General features: G+C 63.1%; 18 protein-coding genes. 9 read left to right on the top strand and 9 right to left on the bottom strand.

Annotation, left to right across the window (positions count from 1 at the left end):
* Window position 1: 1 nt before the first annotated feature.
* Genes KIH45_RS15850 through KIH45_RS15835 form a run of 4 tightly spaced genes read left to right on the top strand, consistent with a single transcriptional unit; the run spans window position 2 to window position 5418 of the window.
* Window positions 2-1717, top strand: coding sequence for an ATP-binding cassette domain-containing protein (locus KIH45_RS15850; RefSeq protein ID WP_213177008.1), 1716 nt, complete (start codon window positions 2-4; stop codon window positions 1715-1717).
* Window positions 1714-2847, top strand: a complete 1134-nt coding sequence (locus tag KIH45_RS15845; protein ID WP_213176982.1) for an ABC transporter permease — start codon at window positions 1714-1716, stop codon at window positions 2845-2847. The genes KIH45_RS15850 and KIH45_RS15845 overlap by 4 nt, the downstream gene beginning before the upstream one ends.
* Entirely contained in the window at window positions 2844-3989 is a 1146-nt protein-coding gene (locus KIH45_RS15840; RefSeq protein WP_213176981.1) for an ABC transporter permease, read from the top strand. The genes KIH45_RS15845 and KIH45_RS15840 overlap by 4 nt, the downstream gene beginning before the upstream one ends.
* A 4-nt stretch (window positions 3990-3993) precedes the next feature.
* Window positions 3994-5418: an efflux transporter outer membrane subunit gene (locus KIH45_RS15835; RefSeq protein ID WP_225899983.1), complete on the top strand. Its 1425-nt coding sequence runs from the start codon at window positions 3994-3996 to the stop codon at window positions 5416-5418.
* Here KIH45_RS15835 and KIH45_RS15830 read toward each other — a convergent pair.
* From KIH45_RS15830 to rpoB, 4 genes are all read right to left on the bottom strand, one after another.
* Window positions 5415-5582 (bottom strand): DUF2964 family protein, encoded by a 168-nt coding sequence (locus tag KIH45_RS15830; protein WP_213176980.1) that lies wholly within the window; start codon window positions 5580-5582, stop codon window positions 5415-5417. The two genes, KIH45_RS15835 and KIH45_RS15830, sit on opposite strands and share 4 nt — an antisense overlap.
* A 91-nt stretch (window positions 5583-5673) precedes the next feature.
* Window positions 5674-8052, bottom strand: a complete 2379-nt coding sequence (locus tag KIH45_RS15825; RefSeq protein WP_213176979.1) for a putative bifunctional diguanylate cyclase/phosphodiesterase — start codon at window positions 8050-8052, stop codon at window positions 5674-5676.
* A 177-nt stretch (window positions 8053-8229) separates the two neighbouring features.
* Window positions 8230-12549, bottom strand: a complete 4320-nt coding sequence (gene rpoC / locus KIH45_RS15820) for a DNA-directed RNA polymerase subunit beta' (RefSeq protein WP_213176978.1) — start codon at window positions 12547-12549, stop codon at window positions 8230-8232.
* 185 nt (window positions 12550-12734) lie between these two features.
* The gene (gene rpoB, locus KIH45_RS15815) at window positions 12735-16898 is read right to left on the bottom strand and encodes a DNA-directed RNA polymerase subunit beta (protein ID WP_213176977.1); all 4164 of its coding nucleotides are present in this window, start codon (window positions 16896-16898) and stop codon (window positions 12735-12737) included.
* Between the two features lie 469 nt (window positions 16899-17367).
* On the opposite strand from rpoB, the gene KIH45_RS15810 reads away from it, so the two are divergent.
* The 5 genes from KIH45_RS15810 to rplL all read left to right on the top strand — a co-directional run bounded on the left by KIH45_RS15810 (window position 17368) and on the right by rplL (window position 19581).
* Complete coding sequence (locus KIH45_RS15810; RefSeq protein WP_213176976.1) at window positions 17368-17505, top strand: hypothetical protein; 138 nt, start codon at window positions 17368-17370, stop codon at window positions 17503-17505.
* Between the two features lie 47 nt (window positions 17506-17552).
* Entirely contained in the window at window positions 17553-18077 is a 525-nt protein-coding gene (locus KIH45_RS15805; protein WP_213176975.1) for a DUF2975 domain-containing protein, read from the top strand.
* A complete protein-coding gene (locus tag KIH45_RS15800; RefSeq protein WP_144096965.1) occupies window positions 18077-18283 on the top strand; it encodes a helix-turn-helix domain-containing protein in 207 nt (68 codons plus the stop codon). Before KIH45_RS15805 ends, KIH45_RS15800 begins: the two co-directional genes overlap by 1 nt.
* Window positions 18284-18615: 332 nt before the next feature.
* Entirely contained in the window at window positions 18616-19131 is a 516-nt protein-coding gene (rplJ, locus tag KIH45_RS15795; protein ID WP_213176974.1) for a 50S ribosomal protein L10, read from the top strand.
* 72 nt (window positions 19132-19203) lie between these two features.
* Entirely contained in the window at window positions 19204-19581 is a 378-nt protein-coding gene (rplL, locus tag KIH45_RS15790; protein ID WP_213176973.1) for a 50S ribosomal protein L7/L12, read from the top strand.
* Window positions 19582-19850: 269 nt separating this feature from the next.
* Here rplL and KIH45_RS15785 read toward each other — a convergent pair whose 3' ends face one another.
* Genes KIH45_RS15785 through KIH45_RS15765 form a run of 5 tightly spaced genes read right to left on the bottom strand, consistent with a single transcriptional unit; the run spans window position 19851 to window position 24760 of the window.
* Entirely contained in the window at window positions 19851-20870 is a 1020-nt protein-coding gene (locus KIH45_RS15785) for a phytanoyl-CoA dioxygenase family protein (RefSeq protein ID WP_213176972.1), read from the bottom strand.
* On the bottom strand, window positions 20863-22155 hold the full coding sequence (locus KIH45_RS15780; RefSeq protein WP_213176971.1) for a capsule biosynthesis protein: 1293 nt from the start codon (window positions 22153-22155) through the stop codon (window positions 20863-20865). The genes KIH45_RS15785 and KIH45_RS15780 overlap by 8 nt, the downstream gene beginning before the upstream one ends.
* The gene (gene kdsA, locus KIH45_RS15775) at window positions 22136-22978 is read right to left on the bottom strand and encodes a 3-deoxy-8-phosphooctulonate synthase (protein ID WP_213176970.1); all 843 of its coding nucleotides are present in this window, start codon (window positions 22976-22978) and stop codon (window positions 22136-22138) included. The genes KIH45_RS15780 and kdsA overlap by 20 nt, the downstream gene beginning before the upstream one ends.
* Complete coding sequence (locus tag KIH45_RS15770) at window positions 22978-23772, bottom strand: 3-deoxy-manno-octulosonate cytidylyltransferase (protein WP_213176969.1); 795 nt, start codon at window positions 23770-23772, stop codon at window positions 22978-22980. Before KIH45_RS15770 ends, kdsA begins: the two co-directional genes overlap by 1 nt.
* Before the next feature lie 13 nt (window positions 23773-23785).
* Entirely contained in the window at window positions 23786-24760 is a 975-nt protein-coding gene (locus KIH45_RS15765; protein WP_213176968.1) for a KpsF/GutQ family sugar-phosphate isomerase, read from the bottom strand.
* Window positions 24761-24952 lie beyond the last annotated feature (192 nt).

Raw genomic sequence — 24952 nt, 5'->3', positions numbered from 1 at the left:
CGTGGCCGAGCCTGTCGCTCTTGCACAAGGTCTGACAAAGCGCTTCGACGGGCTGGACCATCCTGCGCTCGACGACGTCGCGATCGCCATCGCGCCGGGCGAGATGACGGGGCTGGTCGGTCCCGACGGGGCCGGCAAGACGACGCTGATCCGCATTCTTGCAGGGCTGATCGATCCCGATGCAGGCGAAGCAACCGTGGGCGGCAGACCCGCGACGGTGCAGGACCGCAATGCGCTGGGCTATATGCCGCAGCGTTTCGGGCTCTACGAGGATCTGACGGTTCGCGAGAACCTCGACCTTTACGCCGACTTGCGTGCCCTGCCGCACGACGAACGGCCCGACCGGTTCGCGACCCTGCTCGATTTTACCGATCTCGACCGGTTCCAGTCGCGCCTTGCGGGCAAGCTGTCGGGCGGGATGAAGCAGAAGCTGGGGCTTGCCTGCGCATTGATCCGCGAACCCCGCCTGCTCCTGCTCGACGAACCGGGCGTGGGCGTCGATCCGGTCTCGCGGCGCGAGCTTTGGGCGATGGTCAGCCAGCTTGCGGGCGAAGGCATCGGCATCCTGTGGTCCACCGCCTATCTGGACGAGGCGGAGAAGTGCGATACTGTCTTCCTGCTGAACGAGGGCCAGATCCTCGCCTCGGGCAAGCCGGACGAGCTGACCGGCCAGATGGAGGGCCGCGTCGTGCGCTATCCGGTGGCGAGCGAACGCCGCCGCGTCCTGCGCGAGGCGTTGGACGAGGACAGCGTGATCGACGGCATGGTGCAGGGCGATTCGATCCGCCTCCTCTTGAAGGACGGAGCCGACGCCCCGCCCGCATCCGCCATCGACGCATCGGGAGAGCCGCGAGCCGCCCGCCCGCGGTACGAGGATGCTTTCGTCGACCTGCTCGGCGGCGGGCCCGGCGGCACTTCGGCTCTGGCCGCGCGCTATCCCGAGGTTCCGGCAAGTGACAAGCCCGCGATCGAGGCGCACGGCCTGACGCGCCGGTTCGGTGATTTCACTGCCGCCAACGATATCCGGTTCTCGGTCGGGCGCGGACAGGTCTTCGGTCTGCTCGGCCCCAATGGCGCGGGTAAATCTACGACGTTCAAGATGCTCTGCGGCTTGCTGACACCCAGCGAAGGGACCGGCACCGTCAACGGCTTCGACCTTCGCACCGCGCGCGCCGATGCGCGGCAGTCGCTGGGCTACATGGCGCAGAAGTTCTCGCTCTACGCCGATCTTTCGGTGCGGCAGAACCTCGCCTTCTTCGCGGGCGCCTACGGGCTGGAAAATTCCGCCGCGCGCGAGGCAGTGGAGAGCGCGATCGAGACTTTCCACCTCGGCCCCTATCTCGCCAGCGATTCCGGCGTTCTGCCGCTGGGTTACAAGCAGCGTCTGGCTCTTGCCTGCGCAGTCTTGCACCGCCCGCCGGTCCTGTTCCTCGACGAACCGACTTCGGGCGTCGACCCGATCGTGCGGCGCGAGTTCTGGAGCCACATCAACGGGCTTGTCGAACGCGGCGTCTCGGTCCTCGTCACGACGCACTTCATGGATGAGGCCGAATACTGCGACGCAATCGCGCTGATCTATCGCGGCGAACAGATCGCCACCGGCAGCCCCGATCACCTGAAAGAAGCCGCAGGCACCGGCGATGCGCCGATGGAAGATGCCTTCATCACCCTGATCGAACAGTCGGACGCGCGGCGCGAGGAGATGGAGGCGGCATGATCGATCCCGCCAGCCACCCGCGCCTTGCCCGCTTTACCGCGATGATGGGCAAGGAAACGCGCCAGATCCTGCGCGATCCCTCGACGTTCCTGATCGCCTTCCTGCTGCCGGTCATGCTGCTGTTCCTGATGGGCTACGGCGTGAACCTCGACGCGACCAGCACGCGGGTCGGCATGGCGGTGGAGGACGACAGCGGCGCGGCAAGCTCGCTCGCCGGGGCCTATGCCTCGTCGCGCTATTTCGACGTGGTGGAAACCGGCCCGCTGCAAAGGCTGGAGGCATCGCTCGTCTCCGACGACATCCGCGCGATCATCGTCATCCCGCAGGACTTCGGCCGCGACGTGGCCGCTGGCGGCGGCGAGGTGCGGGTCATCACCGACGGCTCGCTGCCCAACACCGCCAGCTTCGTCGCAGGGCAGGCCGAAGGCGTGCGCGCGACATGGGCGGCGCAGAGGGCAAGCGACAGCGGCGTGGCCGCAGAGCCGCCGATCGACCTGCTCTCGCGCTTCTGGTTCAATCCCGAACTCGCCAGCCGCAACTTCCTTGTCCCCGGTTCGATCGCGCTGGTCATGACGATGATCGGATCGCTGCTCACCGCGCTTGTCGTCGCGCGCGAATGGGAGCGCGGAACGCTGGAGGCGCTGATGGCGACGCCGATCGGCATGGGCGAATTCCTGCTGACCAAGATCGTCCCCTATTTCGCGCTCGGCATCGTCTCGATGACGCTGTGCACCCTGCTTGCCATCTTCGTTTTCGGCGTGCCGTTTCGCGGGTCGGTCTTCGCGCTGTTCCTGATCGCGTCGGTCTATCTCGTCCCCGCGCTCGGTCAGGGCTTGCTGATCTCCTCGGCACTGAAGAACCAGTTCGTGGCGAGCCAGGTCGCGTTGCTCACCGCTTTCCTGCCAACGATGCTGCTGTCGGGCTTCGTGTTCGAGATCGCCTCGATGCCAAAACCTATTCAGGCGCTGACCTACATCGTGCCTGCACGATATCTCATCCCGCAGATCCAGACCGTTTTCATCGCGGGCGACGACTGGGGCCTGTTCCTGCCCGACATGGCGATCCTGCTGGGCTTCGGCGCGGTGCTGTTCGGCCTTTGCGTGCGTTTCACGCGGCGGAGGATCGCATGAGCTTCGGGTGGCCCAAGTGGATCGGCCCGCGCCTGCGCGCCATTTTCGTCAAGGAAATGCTGGCGGTCCTGCGCGATCCGCGGGCGCGGCTGATCCTCGTTACCCCGCCGCTGATCCAGTTCTTCCTGTTCTCTTTCGCTTCGACGATGGAAGTCACCAATATTCGCGTCGGCGTGCTCGACCTTGATGGCGGGCAGTGGAGCCGCGAAATCGTGGAGCGGATTGAAGGCAGCCCCAATGTGCGCGAAGTCCGCGTGCTGCGCTCGGACGCGGCGCTGGAAACCGCGATAGACCGGCAGGACGTCATCGCGGTCCTGCGTTTCGGCCCCGAATTTTCCGCCGATGTCGCGGCGGGCCGTCCGGCTTCGGTCGGCGCGGTCTATGACGGGCGGCGCTCCAACGCCTCGCAGATCGTGTCGAGCTACATGCAGCGCATTGTTGGCGACGTGTCGGCGGAAACGCCGCGCGGGTCGGCCATCGCGGCGCGGCTGGAGGGGCGCGGATCGGGCACGGCGGTGCGGCACTGGTTCAACCCGAACCTCGACTACATCTGGTTCGTCATGCCCGCGCTTATCGCGATCATCGCGGCGGTGTCCTCAATTGCGGTCGTCTCGCAATCTGTGGCGCGCGAACGCGAGCTGGGGACGCTTGACCAGTTGCTCGTCTCGCCCTTGCGGACGCACGAGATCCTGATCGGCAAGATGTTTCCGCCCATCGTCGTCGGCCTGTTCAACGTAACGATGTTCGTGATCCTGACCCCGCTGGTCTTCGGCGTTCCGCTGACCGGATCGGTGCCGTTGTTCTACCTGTCGCTGTTCTTCTACCTGCTGGCGCTGACCGGCATCGGGATGCTGATCTCGGTCGTCTCGGCCACGCAGCAGCAGGCGTTTCTGGGCATGTTCGCGCTGACCGTGCCGATGATCATCCTGTCGGGCTATGCCAGTCCGGTCGACAACATGCCCGGCTGGCTTCAGGCGATCACCTGGTTCAATCCGCCGACGTGGTTCCTCGTCGTGTCCGAAGGCACGTTCCTGAAGGCCATGCCGGCATCCGATATCCTTTCCAACACCTGGCCGCTGGCGGTGCAGGCGGCCGTGTCGCTATGGGCGGCATCGGCGCTGTTCCGTTCGCGGATGGAGTAATACGTTGCGCAAGCTCCTCGTCCTTGCCCTGCCGCTTATCGCCCTTTCGGCCTGCACGGTCGGGCCCGATTACGAGCGTCCCGAAGTAACCGGCGAAGTCGGCGAATGGTCGCAAGGTGGCATCGACGGCGCCGCCCCCGATGTCGAGGCATGGCGCGCTCTGGGCGATCCGGTGCTGGCCCGCCTTGTCGAGCAAGCGGTCGCGGCCAATCTCGACATCGCGCAGGCAGAGGCGCGTCTGCGGCAGGCCCGCGCAGGTCTCGACGCGGCAGCAGGCGGGCGTGTGCCCGAAGTCGCGGCGAACGCATCTGCGACGCGCCAACGCCTGTCGGAAAACGGCCAGCTTCCCGTCGGCTCGCTCCCCGGTTTTGCCCCCGAATACTCTCTGTTCGATGCAGGGTTCGACGCCTCGTGGGAGATCGACCTGTGGGGCGGCACCAAGCGCGGGATCGAGGCGGCTGGCTACCGTCTCGGCGCGGCAGAAGCACTGGCGCGGGAAGCGCGGCTTCGCGTCGTGGCCGAGACCGTGCGCGCCTATGTCCAGCTTCGCGAGGCGCAGGCCGAAGGCGAGCTTGCAACGCGCGACGTATCTGCTCGCGAGACCATCGCAAGGCTAGCGCGCCAGAGCTTTGAGGCAGGCGAGATCGCACGCGGCCCCGCCGCCGATGCCGACGCGGCGCTCTCCGCAGCCCGCGCCCGCGTTCCTGCTGCCGAGGCCAAGGCCGTCGCCGCCGCCAATGCCCTTGCGGTGCTGACCGGCCAGCCGCCCGAAGGCACTGCAGACCTGCTGGCCCAGCCCGCCCCCGTCCCTGCCCCTCCCAAGGCTATCCGCGCAGGGCTTCGCGCCGATGTCCTGCGCCGCCGCCCCGACGTGATTGCGGCGGAATACCAGCTTGCCGCCGCGACTGCCGACGTGGGCGTGCAGACCGCGCAGCTTTTCCCGAAGATCTCGCTATTGGGTTCGATCGGACAGCAGGCGCGCTCTGTCGGCGATCTGGCGTCAGGGGATTCACTGCGCTTCACCGTCGGGCCGACGCTGTCGTGGCCGATCTTCGCAGGCGGTCGCATCCGTGCGCAGATCAGGGCAGCGGACGCGAAGGCGGACGAGGCGGCAGCGGCATACGAGCAAGCGGTGCTGTCCGCGCTGGCTGACAGCGAGACCGCGCTCAACCGCTACAATGCGGCGCGGGCGGCATGGGCCGCGCTCGAAGCGGCACGGGCCGATGCGGCGACGAGCCTTGAGATGGCGCGCCAGCGGTACGAGGCGGGCGAGGATTCGCTCATCGCCTTCAATCAGGCGCAGCTTGCCTATGACGAGGCGGAGCGGGCAGCGCTATCGGCAAAGGCAGAGGCGGTCGACGCCCATGCCGCCGCGATCAAGGCGCTGGGCGGCGGGTGGACTTATCCCGAAGAGGACGCAGCTAGCTAGATTACGGCGAGGACGATGCCGATCACGGCAAGCACGACGCCGGCAGCGATCAGCTTCTTGTTGTCGCCTTCCCCGCCCTTGCGCATCTGGTCCGCGCCCATGAGCGCCACGAAAATGCCGATCGTTGCAAAGACGATGCCGAGCAGGAGTTGAGGCGTGAACATGGGGCGAGGCTAAAAACGGTCAGGCCCGTCGGCAATCCGGAAAAGAACGCATTGCACGGCCATGACGGCAATTGTCATGCCCGTGGGCCGGTCAGGCCGCGTCTTCGAGCGGGTCCCCGCCAGCCGCTTTGCCGAACCGGGGTGCGGCCTCTCCGTCCCCGTCGCCGGACTTGCCGCGCAATTCAGGCGGCTTGAACCACTGCGCACGGTCTTCGTTGAAAGGGCGGCCGTCGCTCAGTTCCTCGGCATTGACGGGGTAGGAGATCAGGTAGCCCTGTATCTGCGTGATGCCTTCGGCGCGTAGCCATTCCAGCTGGCTCTTGCGTTCCACCCCTTCGGCCACGGTCGACATGCCCAGCGCTCCGGCCAGGTGCATGACGGCGCGCACGATCGCCTGGCAATCCTCGCGGTCCTCGATGTCCTCGACGAAGCACTTGTCGATCTTGATCTTGTCGAACGGGAACGAGCGCAAGTAGTTCAGAGAGGAATAACCCGTCCCGAAATCGTCCAGCGAAATGCGCATGCCCATGTCGCGCAGTTCGTGGAGCATGGCCACGTTCCGCTCGCTATCGTGCATCAGCATGTTCTCTGTGATTTCGAGCTCGATCCGCGCCGGGTCGATGCCGGTCTTGCGGATCGCCTCGGCCAAAGTCGGGATCAGGCGGGGAGAGCGCATCTGCAGCGGCGATAGGTTGATCGCCACCGTTTCCTTCTCTTCCCAGCTCGCCGCTTCCTCGATCGCATTGCGAATGATCCATTCGCCGAGAGAGACGATAAGGCCGCTGTCTTCGGCCAGCGGGATGAATTCACCCGGCATGACGACGCCCCAGATCGGGCTTTGCCAGCGTACGAGCGTTTCAAACCCGACAGTCTTGCGCTGGGCGATGTCGTAGAGCGGCTGATAGTGCAGCGTGAACTCGTCGTTCTGGATCGCGGTCTTGAGATCGGCCTCAAGCTGGGCGCGCTCGCGGTCGCGTTCTTCCAGCCACGGCTCGAATTCGGCAAATGTGCCGCGGCCCAGCGCCTTGGCGGCATAGAGCGCAAGATCGGCCTGACGCAGCAGTGTATCGGGGCTGCGCGCAGTTCCTTCCATTGACCGATCGACATGCGCAATGCCGATCGAAGTGCTGGTCGACAGTTTCTGATCGCCGAGGACGAAGGGCTTTTCCATCTCCTCGACGATGCGCTGCGCGACGACTTTGGCGGTTTCCTGGTCCGACAGGCGCGTCAGCAGGACCGCGAATTCGTCGCCGCCCAGACGTGCGACAAGGTCGTGCGATTTCACCGCGCCGCTGATCCGCTTCGAAGCCTCTGTCAGCAGCCGGTCACCGGTCGAGTGGCCGAAGGTGTCGTTGATCTGCTTGAAGTGGTCGAGATCGAGGTAGAGCAGCGCAAGCCCGCCTGCGTTCTGCTTGCGCGCCAGCACTTCGGCCAGTGTCTCGCCGAACAGGAAGCGGTTGGCGATGCCGGTCAGCATGTCGTGGTGCGCCATGAAGTTGACGCGTTCGACGGCTTGCCGCGTATCGGTGGTATCGCGCGCCACGCCGTGCATCGTGCCGTCGTCCCAGACATTGGCCGACATCGTCCACCAGCGCGTTTCGCCATCGACCGTCAGGCTGATCGTCAGGTCGCGGAACGGCTGGCGCACCAGCAGGCGATGGGCCAGCAATTCGCGCTGAGGCCCGTGATCGAACAGCGAGACCATTTCCCGCCCTTCGAGGTTCCACGATTCGCATCCTGCCGCCTCGCCGAAACGGTCGCAGACCGCGACGAGGCAGGCGCCCTTGTCGACCTGCCACAGCCAGTCGGCGCTCTGCGCTTCGTAGTCGTGGAGCAGCAGCTGAATGGTTTCCGCGCTTTCGGCCAGTTCCGCCTCACCCTCGAACTTGCGCTTGTAGAGCTTGGCGTCGTCGTAGATCCCGCGGAACAGGATCATGGCGAGCGCGGTGATCAGCGCGAATGAGACGATCTCGACGCGGCCGAACGTCGCGTAGCTGATGCCATAGCCGGTGATCGTCATCGCACCGACGAACACAGCGCAAATGCGGGGCAGCGCGCGGTAGTAGATCATCGAGGCCGTGATGACGCCCGCGACCAGCACTGAAAGAAGGTAGAGTTCGGCATCCTGCGCGAAGGTGGCGAACATCGCGATGCCCACGCCCCAACCGATCGAATCCGCGACGCCAAGTGCGAAGACATAACGGCGCTGTTTCTGGAAATAGGCGAGGTCGATCGATTCGGGCACGAAGCGGCGGATCAGTTCGACGCGCGCGAGGCTGATCGCCAGCATGAAGCCGAGCCAGGCGAACTGGATAAGCACGCCCTGCCCGCCAAGGCGGATGACACACGTGATGAAGGCGCCGAAAGCCGACGTTGCCGCCGCAAGTTGACCGCGATCGGCATAGTCCTGCAGACGGCGGACCATCAGGTAGTCTGCGCGACCAAAAAGGGCGGCCTGTCTGCCTCCCATAACCGGTTCATTCCCCCACGTCAGTGCAACCGTTCAAGGGCGCGAGCGTAAAGCGGGAAGGTAAATTGGCAGTAAACGACTGTAACGGAACCGGGGTTGTTCCAAAACGAAACCCCCGCCGGATCGCTCCGACGGGGGTTCGTTACTTTGTTGGCCTCGAAAAGCCGCGAAGACTTGTCAGTCTTCGCTCTTCTCTTCGCTGCCGTCGTGATCGGCGGCTGCCTCGTTCAGGTAATCGCCTGCATCGGCGTCAAGACCGTGGGTCTCGCCTTCGACTGCGGCCAGCGGATCGTCACCGATTGCCGCTTCGGGGCCCTGTGCCAGTTCGGCAGCGTGCTCTTCCTCGGCCGTGTCGGCAGCGATCAGCGCTTCCTGCATCTTGCGATACTGGGCGCGCAGGGCTGCGTCGCGGCTGGAAGCGGCAACGCGGACGCGGTTCATGCCCGCGCCGGTACCGGCAGGGATGAGACGGCCGACGATGACGTTTTCCTTCAGACCGATCAGCGAGTCCTTCTTGCCTTCGACCGCGGCCTGCGTGAGCACGCGCGTGGTTTCCTGGAAGGACGCTGCCGAGATGAACGAACGGGTCTGCAGCGAAGCCTTGGTAATGCCGAGGAGGACAGGCTTGCCCTCTGCCGGCTGCTTACCCTTGTCGAGCTTCGCGTTGTACTCGAGCATTTCCTCGTAATCGACCTGTTCACCGGGAAGCAGCGTGGTGTCGCCGCCGTTGGTGATCTCGACCTTCTGCAGCATCTGGCGAACGATCACCTCGATGTGTTTGTCGTTGATCTTAACGCCCTGCAAACGATAGACTTCCTGGATCTCGTTGACGAGATATTCGGCCAGCGCCTCGACGCCGAGCACTTCCAGAATGTCGTGCGGATCGGGCGAACCGGAGATCAGGTTGTCGCCCTTCTTGACGAAGTCGCCTTCCTGGACGTCGATCACCTTCGACTTCGGGATCAGGTACTCGACCGGATCACCCTCTTCCGGGATGATCGCGATCTTGCGCTTGGCCTTGTAGTCGCGAACGAATTCGACACGGCCCGAGACCTTGGCGATGACCGCGTTGTCCTTCGGCTTGCGGGCCTCGAACAGCTCGGCAACACGCGGCAGACCGCCGGTGATGTCGCGGGTCTTGGCAGCTTCGCGCGAAGCACGTGCCAGAATGTCACCGGCCTGCACTTCCTGACCGTCTTCGACCGACAGGGTCGTACCGGGTGCCAGCATGTAGCGGGCGGCCTCGGTCTCGTCGCCAGCCTGACCGAGAAGGGTGATGCGCGGACGCAGGTCTTCCTTCTTGGAACGGCCCGCGGCGCGATACTCGATCACGACGCGCTGGGCGATGCCGGTGGCTTCGTCGACGCGCTCTTCCAGGGTCTTGGTATCGACCAGGTCCTGGTACTTCACGACGCCCGACTGCTCGGTGATGATCGGCAGGGTGAACGGATCCCATTCGGCCATGCGATCGCCCTGCTTCACCTCGGCACCGTCCTCGAACATGAGAACCGTACCATAGGGGACGCGGTGCATTTCGCGCTCACGGCCTTCGGCGTCGATCACCAGCAGCTCGCCGCTGCGGGCCATCGACAGACGGCGACCGCGCTTGTCGACGATGGTCGGCATGTCGCGATAGACGACCTTGCCGTCCGAAACCGCCTCGAGGTGCGAGGTTTCGTTGAGCTGCGCCGCGCCACCGATGTGGAACGTACGCATCGTCAGCTGCGTGCCGGGTTCACCGATCGACTGGGCCGCGATGACGCCGACGGCTTCGCCGATGTTCACCGGGGTACCGCGGGCAAGGTCACGGCCGTAGCACGTGCCGCAAACGCCCTGCTGCGCTTCGCAGACCAGCGGCGAACGGATCTTCGCCACCTGCGATTCGGCTTCGTCGATCTTCTTGATCGCCGCTTCGTCGAGCAGGTCGCCAGCCTTGGCCAGCACTTCGCCCGTCTTGGCGTGGACGAGGTCCTCGGCCAGCGTACGGCCAAGGATGCGTTCACCAAGCGAAGCGATGGTCGAACCACCCTGAACGATCGCGCGCATTTCCAGCGCGTTCTCGGTGCCGCAATCCTCTTCGACGATGACGCAGTCCTGCGACACGTCGACCAGACGACGGGTCAGGTAACCCGAGTTCGCGGTCTTCAGTGCGGTATCGGCCAGGCCCTTACGAGCGCCGTGGGTCGAGTTGAAGTATTCAAGAACGGTCAGACCTTCCTTGAAGTTCGAGATGATCGGCGTTTCGATGATCTCGCCCGACGGCTTGGCCATGAGGCCGCGCATACCGGCCAGCTGCTTCATCTGGGCCGGGCTACCACGCGCGCCCGAGTGGCTCATCATGTAGATCGAGTTGATCGGCTTCATGCGGCCGGTCTCTTCGTCCACGGGCTGGGACTTAATGCGGTCCATCATTTCGGCCGCAACCTGGTCACCGCAACGGCTCCAGGCGTCGATCGCCTTGTTGTACTTTTCCTGCCACGTGATGAGGCCGTCCTGGTACTGCTGCTCGTAGTCGGCAACCAGCGCCTTGGTCTCCGCGATCATCGCTTCCTTGGTTTCGGGGATGATCATGTCGTCCTTGCCGAACGAAATGCCGGCGCGGCAGGCGTGACGGAAGCCAAGGACCATGATCGCGTCGGCGAACAGGACCGTGTCCTTCTGGCCGGTGTGACGATAGACCTCGTCGATGACGTCACCGATGTCCTTCTTGGTGAGAAGGCGGTTGACGACTTCGAAGGGCACCTTGTGGCTCTTGGGCAGGCACTCTGCGATGAGCATGCGGCCCGGCGTCGTTTCAACGCGCGCAGCATATTCGTTGCCGTCCTCGTCCGTCTGCGGAACGCGGGCGGTGATCTTCGAGTGCAGCGTGACGGCACCGACCTGAAGCGCCTGGTGCACTTCGGCCATGTCGGCGAACGCCATGCCCTGGCCCGGCTCGTTCTCCAGCTCCATCGAGAGGTAATAGAGACCCAGCACCATGTCCTGCGAAGGCACGATGATCGGCTTGCCGTTTGCGGGCGAGAGGATGTTGTTGGTCGACATCATCAGCACGCGCGCTTCAAGCTGGGCTTCCAGCGAAAGCGGCACGTGGACGGCCATCTGGTCACCGTCGAAGTCGGCGTTGAAGGCCGAGCAGACGAGCGGGTGCAGCTGGATCGCCTTGCCCTCGATCAGCACGGGCTCGAAAGCCTGGATGCCGAGACGGTGCAGCGTCGGTGCGCGGTTCAGGAGGACGGGGTGTTCGCGGATGACTTCATCCAGGATGTCCCAGACTTCCTTGCGCTCCTTCTCGACCCACTTCTTGGCCTGCTTGAGGGTCATGGAAAGACCCTTGGCATCGAGGCGGGCGTAGATGAACGGCTTGAACAGCTCGAGCGCCATCTTCTTGGGCAGGCCGCACTGGTGCAGCTTGAGCTCCGGACCAGTCACGATGACCGAACGGCCCGAGTAGTCGACGCGCTTGCCGAGCAGGTTCTGACGGAAGCGGCCCTGCTTGCCCTTCAGCATGTCGGACAGCGACTTCAGCGGACGCTTGTTGGCACCCGTAATGACACGGCCGCGGCGGCCATTGTCGAAGAGGGCGTCGACGGCTTCCTGCAGCATGCGCTTTTCGTTGCGGACGATGATATCCGGCGCGCGCAGCTCCATCAGGCGCTTCAGGCGGTTGTTACGGTTGATGACGCGGCGATAGAGATCGTTGAGATCCGACGTCGCGAAACGGCCGCCGTCCAGCGGAACCAGCGGGCGCAGTTCAGGCGGAATGACCGGAACGACGTCGAGGATCATCCACTCGGGACGGTTGCCCGAATCGATGAAGCTTTCAACGACCTTCAGGCGCTTGATGATCTTGGCGGGCTTCAGCGTCGACTTGGTCGTCGCCAGCTCTTCCATCAGGTCATCGCGTTCCTGCTCGAGATCGAGATCCATGAGCATGATCTTGACCGCTTCTGCACCGATGCCGGCCGAGAAGGCGTCTTCGCCATACTCGTCCTGCGCGTCGAGCAGTTCGTCTTCGGTGAGAAGCTGGAACTTCTCCATCGGGGTCAGGCCCGGTTCGATGACGACGTAGCTTTCGAAGTAGAGCACGCGCTCCAGCTGCTTGAGCTGCATGTCGAGCAAGAGGCCGATGCGCGAGGGCAGCGACTTCAGGAACCAGATGTGCGCAACCGGAGCGGCCAGTTCGATGTGACCCATGCGCTCACGGCGGACCTTGGTCACGGTGACTTCGACGCCGCACTTTTCGCAGACGACGCCCTTGTACTTCATGCGCTTGTACTTGCCGCACAGGCACTCGTAGTCCTTTACGGGGCCGAAGATGCGCGCGCAGAACAGGCCGTCACGTTCGGGCTTGAACGTACGGTAGTTGATCGTTTCCGGCTTCTTGATCTCGCCGAACGACCACGAACGGATGCGCTCGGGCGAGGCAAGGCCGATCTGGATCTGGTCGAAGGTCTCGGGCTTGGAGACCGGGTTCGCGAATTTCGTCAGTTCGTTCATTTTTGCGTTCCCTTAGAAGGGTCAATCTTGCGACTTTGGGCTCGAACCCAAAGCAAAACCGGAAGCGTCAGAAAGATAAAGCAAACCAGCGTCGCCAGTACATTTCCGTCCGAGAGCCACCATGAGATGAGAGCGCCCCCAGCAACAAATGCCAGCCAGCTAATCCAATACCTCCCCGACACTCCTTATTCCGCCGCCTCTGCCATGTCGTCGTCCTCGTCGCCGTCGGTGAGCGAGGAGAGTTCGACGTTCAGACCCAGCGAGCGCATTTCCTTCACGAGCACGTTGAAGCTTTCCGGAATGCCGGCCTCGAAGGTGTCGTCGCCCTTGACGATCGCTTCGTAGACCTTGGTACGGCCGACAACGTCGTCCGACTTCACGGTCAGCATTTCCTGCAGCGTGTAGGCCGCGCCGTAGGCCTGGAGTGCCCAGACCTCCATTTCACCGAAGCGCTGGCCACCGAACTGCGCCTTACCGCCCAGCGGCTGCTGGGTGACGAGCGAGTAGGGGCCGATCGAACGCGCGTGGATCTTGTCGTCGACGAGGTGGTGCAGCTTGAGCATGTAGATGATGCCCACGGTGACCTTGCGGTCGAAGGCTTCACCGGTACGACCGTCATAGAGCACCGACTGGCCCGAGCTTTCGTAGCCTGCCTTTTCCAGCATCGTCGTCACGTCGCCTTCGCGCGCGCCGTCGAAGACCGGGGTGCCCATCGGCACGCCGCGACGCAGGTTGTTCGCCAGTTCGGCGACCTCCTCGCTGGTGCGGTTCTCGATGTCGTCGTAGTAGTTCTCGCCGTAGACGTCCTTCAACTTGTCGATCAGCGCGGCAGGCGGAGGGCCGGCCATCGCGTCGGGGTTGTTGGCGCGCCACTCGTCGAGCTGCTCTGCAATCTGCATGCCGAGACCACGCGCAGCAAAGCCGAGGTGGGTCTCGAAGATCTGACCGACGTTCATGCGCGAAGGCACGCCCAGCGGGTTCAGAACCAGGTCGACCGGAGTACCATCTTCAAGGAACGGCATGTCTTCGGCCGGCAGGATGCGCGAGATGACGCCCTTGTTGCCGTGACGGCCGGCCATCTTGTCGCCCGGCTGCAGCTTGCGCTTCACCGCGACGAAGACCTTGACCATCTTCAGCACGCCCGGGGCCAGTTCGTCACCGCGTTCGAGCTTTTCCTTGCGGTCCTCGAACTTGGCGTTGATGGCCTTCACGGCCTCGTCGTACTGTTCCTTGACGGCTTCGAGCTGCGCCTGGCGACCATCGTCGGCAACCGCGAACTTGAACCATTCGTGGCGTTCAACCTCGTTCAGCACCTCTTCGGTGATCTCGCCGCCCTTCTTCACGCCCTTCGGAGCCGCCGAAGCGGTCTGGCCGACGAGCATGTCGCGAAGGCGGTTGTAGGTCGCACGGTTGAGGATGGCGCGTTCGTCCTCGCGGTCCTTGGCGAGGCGTTCGATTTCCTCGTTCTGGATGGCGCGGGTACGGTCGTCGACCTCGATGCCGTGACGGTTGAAGACGCGGACGTCGACAATCGTGCCCGACACGCCCGGCGGCAGGCGGAGCGAAGTGTCGCGCACGTCGCTGGCCTTTTCACCGAAGATGGCGCGCAGGAGCTTTTCTTCCGGCGTCATCGGGCTTTCGCCCTTCGGCGTGATCTTGCCGACCAGGATGTCGCCCGGGTGCACTTCGGCGCCGACATAAACGATGCCCGCCTCGTCGAGGTTGCGCAGGGCTTCCTCGCCGACGTTCGGGATGTCGCGGGTGATGTCTTCGGGGCCAAGCTTCGTATCGCGGGCCATGACTTCGAAGTCGTCGATGTGGATCGAGGTGAACACGTCGTCCTTGACGATGCGTTCACTGATCAGGATCGAGTCTTCGTAGTTGTAGCCGTTCCACGGCATGAACGCGACGAGGCTGTTACGGCCCAGCGCCAGTTCGCCCATGTCGGTCGAGGGGCCGTCGGCGATGATGTCGCCCGACTGCACCACTTCGCCCACCTTCACCAGCGGACGCTGGTTGATGCAGGTCGACTGGTTCGAACGTTCGAACTTCTGCAGGCGGTAGATGTCGACGCCCGACTGGCCGGGTTCGACATCGCCAATGGCGCGGATCACGATACGGGTCGCGTCGACCTGGTCGACGATACCGCCGCGGCGTGCCGAGATGGCAGCACCGGAATCGCGGGCAACCGTTTCTTCCATGCCGGTGCCGACCCAAGGCGCTTCGGCCTTGACCAGCGGCACGGCCTGACGCTGCATGTTCGATCCCATGAGTGCGCGGTTGGCGTCATCGTTTTCCAGGAACGGAATGAGCGATGCCGCGACCGAGACGAGCTGCTTGGGCGAAACGTCCATCAGGGTGACCTGCTCGGACGGGCTCATCACGAATTCGCCGTTCTGGCGGGCCGAGACGAGATCTTCGACGAACGTGCCTTCGCCGGTGAGGTCGGCCGAAGCCTGCGCCACCGTGTTCTTCTGCTCTTCCATGGCCGAGAGGTACTGGACCTCGCCGGTCACCTTGCCGTCGATCACCTTGCGGTACGGGGTTTCGATGAAACCGTACTTGTTGACGCGAGCGAAGGTCGAGAGCGAGTTGATCAGACCGATGTTCGGGCCTTCCGGCGTTTCGATCGGGCATATGCGGCCATAGTGCGTCGGGTGAACGTCGCGGACTTCGAAGCCTGCACGCTCACGCGTAAGACCGCCCGGGCCAAGCGCCGAAACGCGGCGCTTGTGGGTGACTTCCGACAGCGGGTTGGTCTGGTCCATGAACTGCGAGAGCTGCGAGGAGCCGAAGAATTCACGGACAGCGGCAACGGCCGGTTTCGCGTTGATGAGGTCGTTCGGCATCACCGTCGACACGTCGACGCTGCTCATGCGTTCCTTCACCGCGCGTTCCATGCGCAGCAGGCCGACGCGGTACTGGTTTTCCAGCAGCTCGCCCACCGAACGGACGCGGCGGTTGGCGAGGTTGTCGATGTCGTCGACTTCGCCCTTGCCGTCCTTGAGGTCGACCAGTTCCTTGACGACAGCGAGGATGTCCTCGTTGCGCAGGGTCGTGATCGTGTCTTCGGCGTCGAGGCCGAGACGCATGTTCAGCTTCACGCGGCCAACAGCCGACAGGTCATAGCGTTCGCCGTCGAAGAACAGGCCTTCGAACAGGGCTTCTGCGGTTTCCTTCGTCGGCGGTTCGCCCGGGCGCATGACCTTGTAGATCGCCTCAAGGCCCATGTCGCGGTTCTCGGCCTTGTCGGCCTGCATCGTGTTGCGGATCCACGGACCCGTGTTCACGTGGTCGATGTCGAGCAGTTCGAGCTTGTCGACGCCGGCATTGTCCAGAGCTTCGAGATTTTCCGGCGAGACTTCCTCACCGGCTTCGATCCAGATGCGGCCGGTCGACTCGTCAATCATGTCCTTGGCGGCATAGCGGCCAAAGATTTCCTCGGTCGGGATCAGCAGTTCGGCAAGACCGTCCTTGGCCGCCTTGTTGGCAGCGCGCGGGCTGATCTTGGTGCCGGCGGGGAAAACGACTTCGCCCGAGGCCGCATCGACGATGTCGAACGCCGGCTTTTGGCCGCGCCAGCCTTCTGCCGTGAACGGGATCTTCCAGCCGCCTTCGCCGCGTTCCCAGACAACGGTGTCGTAGAAGTGGTCGAGGATGCCTTCGCTGTCGAGGCCCAGGGCATAGAGCAGCGCGGTGACCGGCAGCTTGCGCTTGCGGTCGATACGGACGTTGACGATGTCCTTGGCGTCGAATTCGAAGTCGAGCCACGAACCGCGGTAAGGAATGACGCGAGCGGCGAACAGGTACTTGCCCGACGAGTGCGTCTTGCCGCGGTCATGGTCGAACAGGACGCCCGGCGAACGGTGCATCTGCGAGACGATGACGCGCTCGGTGCCGTTGATGATGAACGTGCCGTTCTCGGTCATGAGCGGCATGTCGCCCATGTAGACGTCCTGCTCCTTGATATCGAGAACCGAACGGGCCTCGGTGTCAGGATCGATTTCGAACACGATCAGGCGCAGCGTGACCTTCATCGGGGCCGCATACGTGATGCCGCGCTGGCGGCATTCGGTCGTGTCGTACTTGGGCTCTTCCAGTTCGTAGTGAACGAAGTCCAGTTCGCTGGTGCCCGCGAAGTCGCGGATCGGGAAGACCGAACGCAGGGTCTTTTCCAGGCCCGAAACATAGCCGGTCGCCGGATCGGAGCGCAGGAACTGTTCGTAGCTCTCGCGCTGAACCTCGATCAGGTTCGGCATTTCGACGACTTCGTGGATGTCGCCGAAGATCTTGCGGATGCGCTTCTTGGCAGTCGGGCGGACGCCCGCCTCGTTCAGCTGGGTTGCCATAAAGGTATGGAGCCTCTGCTTCGTGTTGTGCCGATTCGGACCTGCCGACTTGCGAGTCGGTCTGCCGCCCCGGCAGGGGATTTCGTCGCACGCGTGCGATGGTGCAGAAACGACAAAAGGCCGCAGGACAAACGGGAATCCGCCCCTTTCGAGGCATTCCCGGCCCACAGCCGTCGCGTCGCTTTGCTGGATCCGAGGCCTCCATCCCGGGCCGGCCCCCGCGCCAGGGCCGCCTTGCTCGAAGCCTTCGAACGAGGCCGCATATAGGAGCCGCCCCCGCCCCTGTCAAAGGGGGCGGAGCGCCGTTTCGATTCGGCTTTTGCGGGCATGCGCGGTCCAGACGGGGACGCCGACAGCAATATTTTTCGTAAAACAATCAGATCCATATCGTTTTTCGATATTTATTGATTGACGATAAGTCTCCTCCAGATTATTGAATATCGATATCAAGCATATCGGAGTTCGAAAAATGACATTCAATCAGACCAACATCACCGCCACCTTCGCCGCCTTCCTGCTGACTGCCGGAATGTGGGCATCCACCGTCACCACCCCTGCCACGACCTACGCCTCGGCAGCGGTTGCGGTTGCACCGGTCGTCGCCTGACGACCGGTCCTTCCCGGCCCTTACCTTCCAATCGACGGAGCATCGCCATGTCGCTCAAGCGCATCGACCCCCTGCTTGCCATCGCGCGGGTCATCCTCATCATCATTCAGGTCATTGCGGGCGTCGCGGCCTTCTTCTGCACCATCGCGGTCCCGGCGATCCTCCTGTTCCGCGCCCAGATCATCGCAGAGCTTCAGGCAGAAGGCGTCGTGCCCGACGCGCTGCCGGTCCTTGCCGGCATGGCTGCCATGGGCGCAATCGTGCTGGGTATGGTCTTCGTCGTCACCCTGCTTTGCCGCCGCATCGTCAACACCGTGGGTGAAGGCGACCCCTTCGTCCCCGAAAACGCCACGCGCCTTTCGCGGATGGCCTGGCTCATGCTCGCCATCCAGTTCTTCAGCCTACCGCTTTCCGCAGGGGCCGTCATGCTGGAACAGATGACCGAGGGTAACACCATCGAAGGCGACGGCATCTCGCTCAGCGCGATCCTGCTGGTCATCATCTTGTTCGTCCTCGCCCGCGTCTTCCGCAAGGGAACCGAAATGCGCGCCGACCTGGAAGGAACCGTCTGATGCCCGTTACCGTGAAACTGGACGACCTGCTCCACGAACGCCGCATGACGCTGACCGAATTGGCAGACCGCGTCGGCCTCACGCTTGCCAACCTCTCGATCCTGAAGACCGGCAAGGCCAAGGCCATCCGCTTCTCCACGCTGGAGGCGATCTGCCGGGAACTAGACTGCCAGCCGGGCGACCTTCTGGGATATGAGGGCGAGTAAGGCCTGAGAAACCCTTCCCGGCTTGACTCTCACGCCGAAACCTTTAGAGGCCCGCCGCGATGTCGGTGGGCCTTTTGGTTTGCCGTCGTCATCCGTCCGAGACAGTTGGTGACCGGAATTTGCCGGTCTTAATTTCCAGCCTAGACGGGGAAAAGAGATTTCAGGCGACTTTCGGGTCTGCCATCCGCGCCCATCCTTTTGCGAAAGGGCAAGCGCTCCTCCTTCCCTGATCGAACGGACTCGCCCGCACGCCGGAGCCTTCGGGCAATGGCGCGTGGACACAATGAGCCGATCGCCTGCTTCGGCAGGTGATCAAACGTGAAGGAGCAAACATGGATCGTTCGCAAAAAGCCGATTCGGTCGCAGAGCTCAACGCAACCTTCAACGAGGTCGGCGTGGTGGTTGTCACCCGCAACCTCGGCCTCTCGGTCGCCCAGTCGACCGAGCTGCGCTCGAAGATGCGTGAAGCCGGCGCGACCTACAAGGTTGCGAAGAACCGTCTTGCCAAGCGGGCAATCGAAGACACCGACTATGTCGGTATCGGCGATTTCCTGACCGGCCCCACCGCGCTGGCGACTTCGGTCGACCCGGTTGCGGCGGCAAAGGTCATCATCGACTTCGCCAAGACCACCGACAAGCTCGAGGTCGTTGGCGGTTCGATGGGTTCGCAGGTGCTCGATGCCGATGGTGTGAAGGCGCTCGCCTCGATGCCGTCGCTCGACGAACTGCGCGCCAAGCTGGTTGGTCTTGTCAACGCACCGGCGACGAAGATCGCCCAGCTGTCGACTGCCCCGGCTGCAAAGCTTGCCCGTGTCTTCGGCGCATACGCCGCCAAGGACGCTGCATAAGACGTTTCAAGCGATTTTCCGGCGGACAGGCACTTATGGCCGCGCCGGGCATGAACTTAGGAGTGAATACAAATGGCTGATATCCAGAAGATCGTCGAAGAAATGTCGCAGCTGACCGTTCTCGAAGCCGCTGAACTTGCAACTGCCCTTGAAGAAGCATGGGGCGTTTCGGCCGCTGCTGCTGTTGCCGTTGCTGCACCTGCTGGTGGTGGCGACGCCGGTGGCGCCGCTGAAGAAAAGGACGAATTCGACGTCGTTCTCACCGGCGACGGTGGCAAGAAGATCCAGGTCATCAAGGAAGTCCGCGCCATCACCGGCCTGGGCCTCGCAGATGCCAAGGCTCTCGTCGAAGGTGCGCCCAAGCCCGTCAAGGAAGGCGTCAACAAGGCAGAAGCCGAAGAGATCAAGAGCAAGATCGAAGCAGCTGGCGGTACCGTCGAGCTCAAGTAAGCCTTACCGCTTACCTTCGATCTCGTTTCGCGAGATCATACGGGAAAGGGCAGCCTTCACGGGCTGCCCTTTTCTTTTGCGCCTTCCACTCTTTGCATGGCGTGGACGGCGTTCGGCGCAATTTAGCCGTGTGCCGACGCCATGGCGTGCTCCACGCTGCCCGCACCGCGCTTCTTTCTCGACCTTTGCAGGAGTACGAAGCGTTCCCGCATGGATGCGAGGGGCCGTCTTGTCGCAAATTACCTAAAAGCCCGCGCAAGCCAGCGGCTTCAGAGTATTTTCCGGCGTCCAACGTGCTTCCATGGCTGGCCGACCCAGCGTTTCAGCCGATCTCGTGATGCCCACAACCAGCCTATCCGTCTGTCAGCAATGCCGTCACCGCCGGTCAGGTCGAAGCCGGTGAAGGGGAGGAACGGGTTTGAACGGCTGTAAGCCCAGATCTCCACCCGCTCCATGCCCGGCGCGGAGGGGCCGCGGGCGTGAAAACCGTATGTGTCCGCTATCACCAGCGTGTTGGCCTTGACCGCAAGCCGCCGGGGCGCTGGCAGGCCAAGGTCTTCCAGTTCGCTTTCCTCGATCCGGAACGATCCGCGGCGAGTCAGCCTGTCGCCGCCATCCGGAAGACGCTGTGCTGTCGCGTCATCCCATGCGATCCGCCTGTTTGTCGGCCGATTGGAACCCGGTACATACGTGAAAGGCCCCTCGTCTTCGGCGACGTCCTTCAGGAACAGCCAGGCCTTCATGCTGGAATGGAATGTATCGGAATGCAGGTTCGTCTGCGGGTCGGGTGCCCCCTTTCCCGAACGCACGATCGCCTGAATGTAATTCAACGGCTCTCGGTCAAAGCTGGCGACATAGCGCGTCGCTGCCTTCCAGAGCGGTGATGACAGGAATCTGTCGAGGGCGGGGATCGCCGCTCTCATGTCGCGGTCGATAGCCATTCGCCGGGTAACCGTGTCGCCCTGCACCATTTCACGCACTTCCGCCTCGTAAGACAGGATTGCATCGCGCAACGTAGGAAATTCGCCCGTCGGCACCGCGTTTTCGATAACGATGAAGCCATCGCGGGCGAAGTCGGCAACCAGATCGCGCGGCAGGGCACAGGCCAGACGCCTGCGCCGACGAGCCGCAAGCCTGGCGGCCAGACGAACACGCGCGCGGTGCAGGCCGGCCCTGTTCAGCGCCTTCGAACCGATAAGCCCGTTCTTTTCGAAATTCTTGGCACCGGTCGCGATCTGCAGCAGCCACAACGGTGCCTTCGCCCAACGCAGCACGCTTTTATCAGGCACGGCGAGCAGCCTGCTTCACCGGGTTGTCCTTGTGCACGGGCTCGACGCCCAGTCGCTTGAGGATCGACTTGATCAGGGTTTCGACCGCGCTCTTGCTGGCGATGCCGCCCGATATCAGGCAGCGATCGAACAGCACCTTGCGGAACGCGGTCCAGATGCGTCTGTCGGGCGGTGTCGGATCGCTCCAGAAGTCGTCGAGATGCTTCTGATCGGTGATCCCGGCGATGTCATAAACCGCATCACCCAGCACGTTTACCGGAATGTCATGGGCAAGAGCCAGCGTACCCGACGTGCTGTTCACGCAGACCAAGCCAAGCGAACGCGCCGCCTGTTTCTCCAGATTCCCACCATCGATGTAATGCACCCGTGCGCGTTGTTCATCGTCAGACAACATGCTCGCGATCAGCTTGGGCCAACGCCGCGCCGCAGGATCCAGCGGGTGAGCCTTTACCAGCAAATGCGTATCGGAAGGTGCGTTCCGAATAAAACTCTCGACCACGAAGCGGGCGGCCGATTCCATGTCGTTGAAGGCAGAGTGACGGCGGATCTGGTAGTCGGAACTGAGCTGTAGCGGAAACAGGAAGAACTTGGCGTCGGCCAGTCTCTCGATCGTTTCGACAGTGCGCTTTTCACGCGAAGTGCGGCCGGCAAAACGAACGACCCAGTTCAATCCCTCGACGACAACCGAACCGGGCCGGTGGCTGCGATAATGGGGAAAGCGGACGCGGCCCGTGACGTTGTGGTGATAATACCAATAACTGTCGCGCGCGCGCCTATTGAAGCTGGCGGTGATCACCTTTGGCTCACCCTCGTCAGGCAGGTGGCGGGCCTTCTCGAGATACCAGTCCGGATCCTTGGGCAGGCGCGAATATCCGTTTACGCCGTATTCCTCCAAGGTCATCCAGTGGGGTCGGATATACCCCTCTTCCAGAACGTGCACATCGACGCCGCGATCGACCGCGATGCGGCGCGCGGATTCGTGATGGGCACGGCAATCGCCGAACAGCATCAGTTCGGTGATCTGGTGCTTGTCCAGAAACCGGTCCAGCCAGATCGGCCAGTCGTCCAGCGTGCCGGTGTAATCGATTCCCCCGCGCGGCCAGTCGTACCGGTCGCCGCCGCTCAGGTTGATGCGAAAGACTTCGAAGCCGCGATCCGCCAATGTCTTGCCCAGCTCCCGGAACAGCGGTCCGGGCGGTCCCTGCAAAAACAATATCCGGCGAACGGTGTCGAGCGCGTCCCCCGCCTGGCCGACGATTTTGAGTTCAGGTGGCCGGGCAACCATCTTCACAAGCCTCGCGGATGCGCAGGAGTTGGGCGATCAAAGGTTCGAGCCTGTCGAGCGGCCAGCTGTTCGGGCCATCCGAAAGCGCCTTGTCCGGATCCGGATGGGTTTCCATGAAGAGCCCGCTGACCCCGGCAGCAACGGCTGCACGGGCGAGTGTCGGGACATGTTGCCGCTCTCCCCCCGAACGGTCGCCCTGTCCGCCCGGCAGCTGGACCGAATGCGTCGCATCGAAAATGACCGGACAGCCCGTCTCCGCCATGATCGGCAGGCTGCGCATGTCGACGACCAGATTGTTGTAGCCGAAGCAGCTGCCCCGTTCGGTCAAACAGATCGCAGGATCTTCAACCCCAGCTTCGGCAGCGGCATCGCGCGCCTTGGCAACGACCTGAAAGGTGTCGCGCGGCGCCATGAACTGCGCCTTCTTGATGTTGACCGCCTTCCCCGTAGCCGCAGCGGCCGCGACAAGGTCGGTCTGCCGGGAAAGAAACGCCGGTATCTGCAGGATATCGACGACCTCGCCCGCCACCGCCGCCTGTTCGGGCAAATGGACATCGGTCAACACGGGAAGGCCGGTTGCGTCCCGCACATCAGACAGGATCTTGAGCCCTTCTTCGATCCCAGGGCCGCGGAACGACCGCCCGGAACTGCGGTTCGCCTTGTCGTAGCTGGCCTTGAAGACGACAGGCAGACCGAGCTTCTCGCCCATGCCGGCAAGGGTATTCGCGATGCTCAGGACAAGATCGCGCGATTCAATCACGCAAGGGCCGGAGATCAGGAAAAGCCGATCACCGCCAAGAAACTCCACTCCCCCCGAAGCCATCACGCGATCCCCCGCTCCGCCAGGATGCGTTCGATCGGTTCCAGGTCTTGCGGGTTGTTCAATTCAATCATGTCCCAGTCAGGCGGTTCGAGTGCCAGTACCGCCATCGGTATTTCGTGATGAAGGAAGCGGAGCTGTTCGAGCCCCTCAATCTCTTCGACCCGGCACGGCGGCAATGCAGCATAGCGCAACAATGCGCTGCGGCGATAGGCGTAGAGACCCAGATGGAGAAGTACCGGAGGATCGTTTTCCAGAGCATCGCCGGGACTGATATGCGGCAGAACCCGCTTGGAGAAATACTGCGCATTGCCCGCAGCATTCACGATCGCGGTCGTGCCACCGACCCTGCCTTCGGCCTGGTCGATCACGATGTGGCGATACGTCCCCGGCGAACAGCGCACCGCAACAGTGGCCACTTCGCAATCGGGATGTTTCTCCATGTGAGCGATCAGGGCCGCCACGAAGTCCGGCGGCGTCAGCAGGGCATCACCCTGGAAATTGACGAAGACTTCGTCCGGCGAACCATCGCCCGCGAGAGCGGCAACCCGTTCCGTGCCGTTGCGGCAGGACTCTGGCGTCATCACCGCACGGCCGCCGATTTCCTCGACCGCTTCTACAATGCGATCATTATCGGTGGCGACGACGACCTCATGATCACCGGGCACCGATCGCGCGCCCTGCCAGCTTCGTTCGATAAGCGAGCGAGCGACGCCGTCTGCGCCGCGAATCCTGGCCAGGGGTTTTCCGGGATAACGGGACGAGGCCCAACGGGCCGGTATGACAATAGTCGTCACGCTTGCCGCAGTATCAGGCCGGACGGCCGAGATCGTGAATGTTGAGCACGCCGAGCGGTCGGCGCGTTTCGCCGTCCTTCATCACGAAAATGGCCGTGATCTCGTTGGCGAGCATCAGGCGCAACGCATCCGAAATCTTGGTATCCGCACTTACCGTCTTGGGATCGCTGGTCATGATCTCGTCGGCACGCGCGATAAGAAAGCGATCGAGCGAGCGGCGGACGTCGCCGTCGCTGATCACGCCCAGAAGGTTACCTTCATCATCGGTCACGCCAGCAAGGCCTTTCCGCCCGCTGGAAATTTCAAGCACCACATCGCGCATGGAACTGGACTTGCGCACGAGTGGCGGCGGCCCCGCATCGCGCAGCAAGCTTGCCACGGGCAGGTTGCCAAACCCGATTGCACCGCCCGGATGGAGCAGGACCAGAAGATTGCGCGACACGCCGCGCGCCTTCATTACCGCAATGGCCAGAGCGTCACCCATCGCAATCATCATCGTTGTCGACGTAGTGGGTGCAATCCCCTCCGGACAGGCCTCAGGCACGTCGGGGAGAAGCAGCGGAATCTTGCATTCGCGCATCAACGGGGAATCGAGCCTGCCGGCAATGCCGATCACTGCCACGCCAAGTGCATGTGCGTGATCAAGGATGGAGCGCAATTCGGGGCTGGCGCCTGAATTCGACAGGATCAGGATGGTGTCATCGGCCTTGATCATGCCGAGATCGCCATGCCCCGCCTCTGCAGCATGAACGAAGAACGAGGGCGTGCCTGTCGCAGAAAACGTCGCCGCCAGCTTTCTTCCGACATGACCAGACTTGCCGATACCGGCGATCACGAGGTGACCGGAAGTGTTCAGGATACAATCGATCGCGTCCTCGATCTCGTCGGGCAGCGTATCTGCAAGAGCGGCGAGAGCATCGCGTTCCTGCCTTATGATATCCAGCGCATCTTGCCGCGCTTTACGACCTGCGGTGACGGACGTCTTCATAACCGGTTTCTGCACTTCCCAGCACTTTTGTTCTGCAACGCAAACCCGGTGGGGGCCGGATAAACATTTGTTATACCTCGAACTTCGTCCGAAAGCTCGAACCGGAAGTCTACGAAAACACTTCCGGTTATTGCAAGGCACAACGCCTGTGATCCGGAAAGTTTCCCGCGCGAGTGCTGCATCGCAGCAACG

Source organism: Croceicoccus gelatinilyticus (assembly GCF_018398395.1).
In the GTDB taxonomy this organism is placed as follows: Bacteria; Pseudomonadota; Alphaproteobacteria; order Sphingomonadales; family Sphingomonadaceae; genus Croceicoccus; species Croceicoccus gelatinilyticus.
This window is presented reverse-complemented; position numbering and strand designations above follow the sequence as displayed.

Excerpts from the sequence above, each read along its gene's own strand:
- KIH45_RS15845 (WP_213176982.1), top strand. The coding sequence starts at position 1,714 with ATGATCGATCCCGCCAGCCACCCGCGCCTTGCCCGCTTTACCGCGATG.
- KIH45_RS15840 (WP_213176981.1), top strand. The coding sequence starts at position 2,844 with ATGAGCTTCGGGTGGCCCAAGTGGATCGGCCCGCGCCTGCGCGCCATT.
- KIH45_RS15830 (WP_213176980.1), bottom strand. The coding sequence starts at position 5,582 with ATGTTCACGCCTCAACTCCTGCTCGGCATCGTCTTTGCAACGATCGGC.
- KIH45_RS15825 (WP_213176979.1), bottom strand. The coding sequence starts at position 8,052 with ATGGGAGGCAGACAGGCCGCCCTTTTTGGTCGCGCAGACTACCTGATG.
- rpoC (WP_213176978.1), bottom strand. The coding sequence starts at position 12,549 with ATGAACGAACTGACGAAATTCGCGAACCCGGTCTCCAAGCCCGAGACC.
- rpoB (WP_213176977.1), bottom strand. The coding sequence starts at position 16,898 with ATGGCAACCCAGCTGAACGAGGCGGGCGTCCGCCCGACTGCCAAGAAG.
- KIH45_RS15810 (WP_213176976.1), top strand. The coding sequence starts at position 17,368 with ATGACATTCAATCAGACCAACATCACCGCCACCTTCGCCGCCTTCCTG.
- KIH45_RS15805 (WP_213176975.1), top strand. The coding sequence starts at position 17,553 with ATGTCGCTCAAGCGCATCGACCCCCTGCTTGCCATCGCGCGGGTCATC.
- KIH45_RS15800 (WP_144096965.1), top strand. The coding sequence starts at position 18,077 with ATGCCCGTTACCGTGAAACTGGACGACCTGCTCCACGAACGCCGCATG.
- rplJ (WP_213176974.1), top strand. The coding sequence starts at position 18,616 with ATGGATCGTTCGCAAAAAGCCGATTCGGTCGCAGAGCTCAACGCAACC.
- rplL (WP_213176973.1), top strand. The coding sequence starts at position 19,204 with ATGGCTGATATCCAGAAGATCGTCGAAGAAATGTCGCAGCTGACCGTT.
- KIH45_RS15780 (WP_213176971.1), bottom strand. The coding sequence starts at position 22,155 with ATGGTTGCCCGGCCACCTGAACTCAAAATCGTCGGCCAGGCGGGGGAC.
- kdsA (WP_213176970.1), bottom strand. The coding sequence starts at position 22,978 with ATGGCTTCGGGGGGAGTGGAGTTTCTTGGCGGTGATCGGCTTTTCCTG.
- KIH45_RS15765 (WP_213176968.1), bottom strand. The coding sequence starts at position 24,760 with ATGAAGACGTCCGTCACCGCAGGTCGTAAAGCGCGGCAAGATGCGCTG.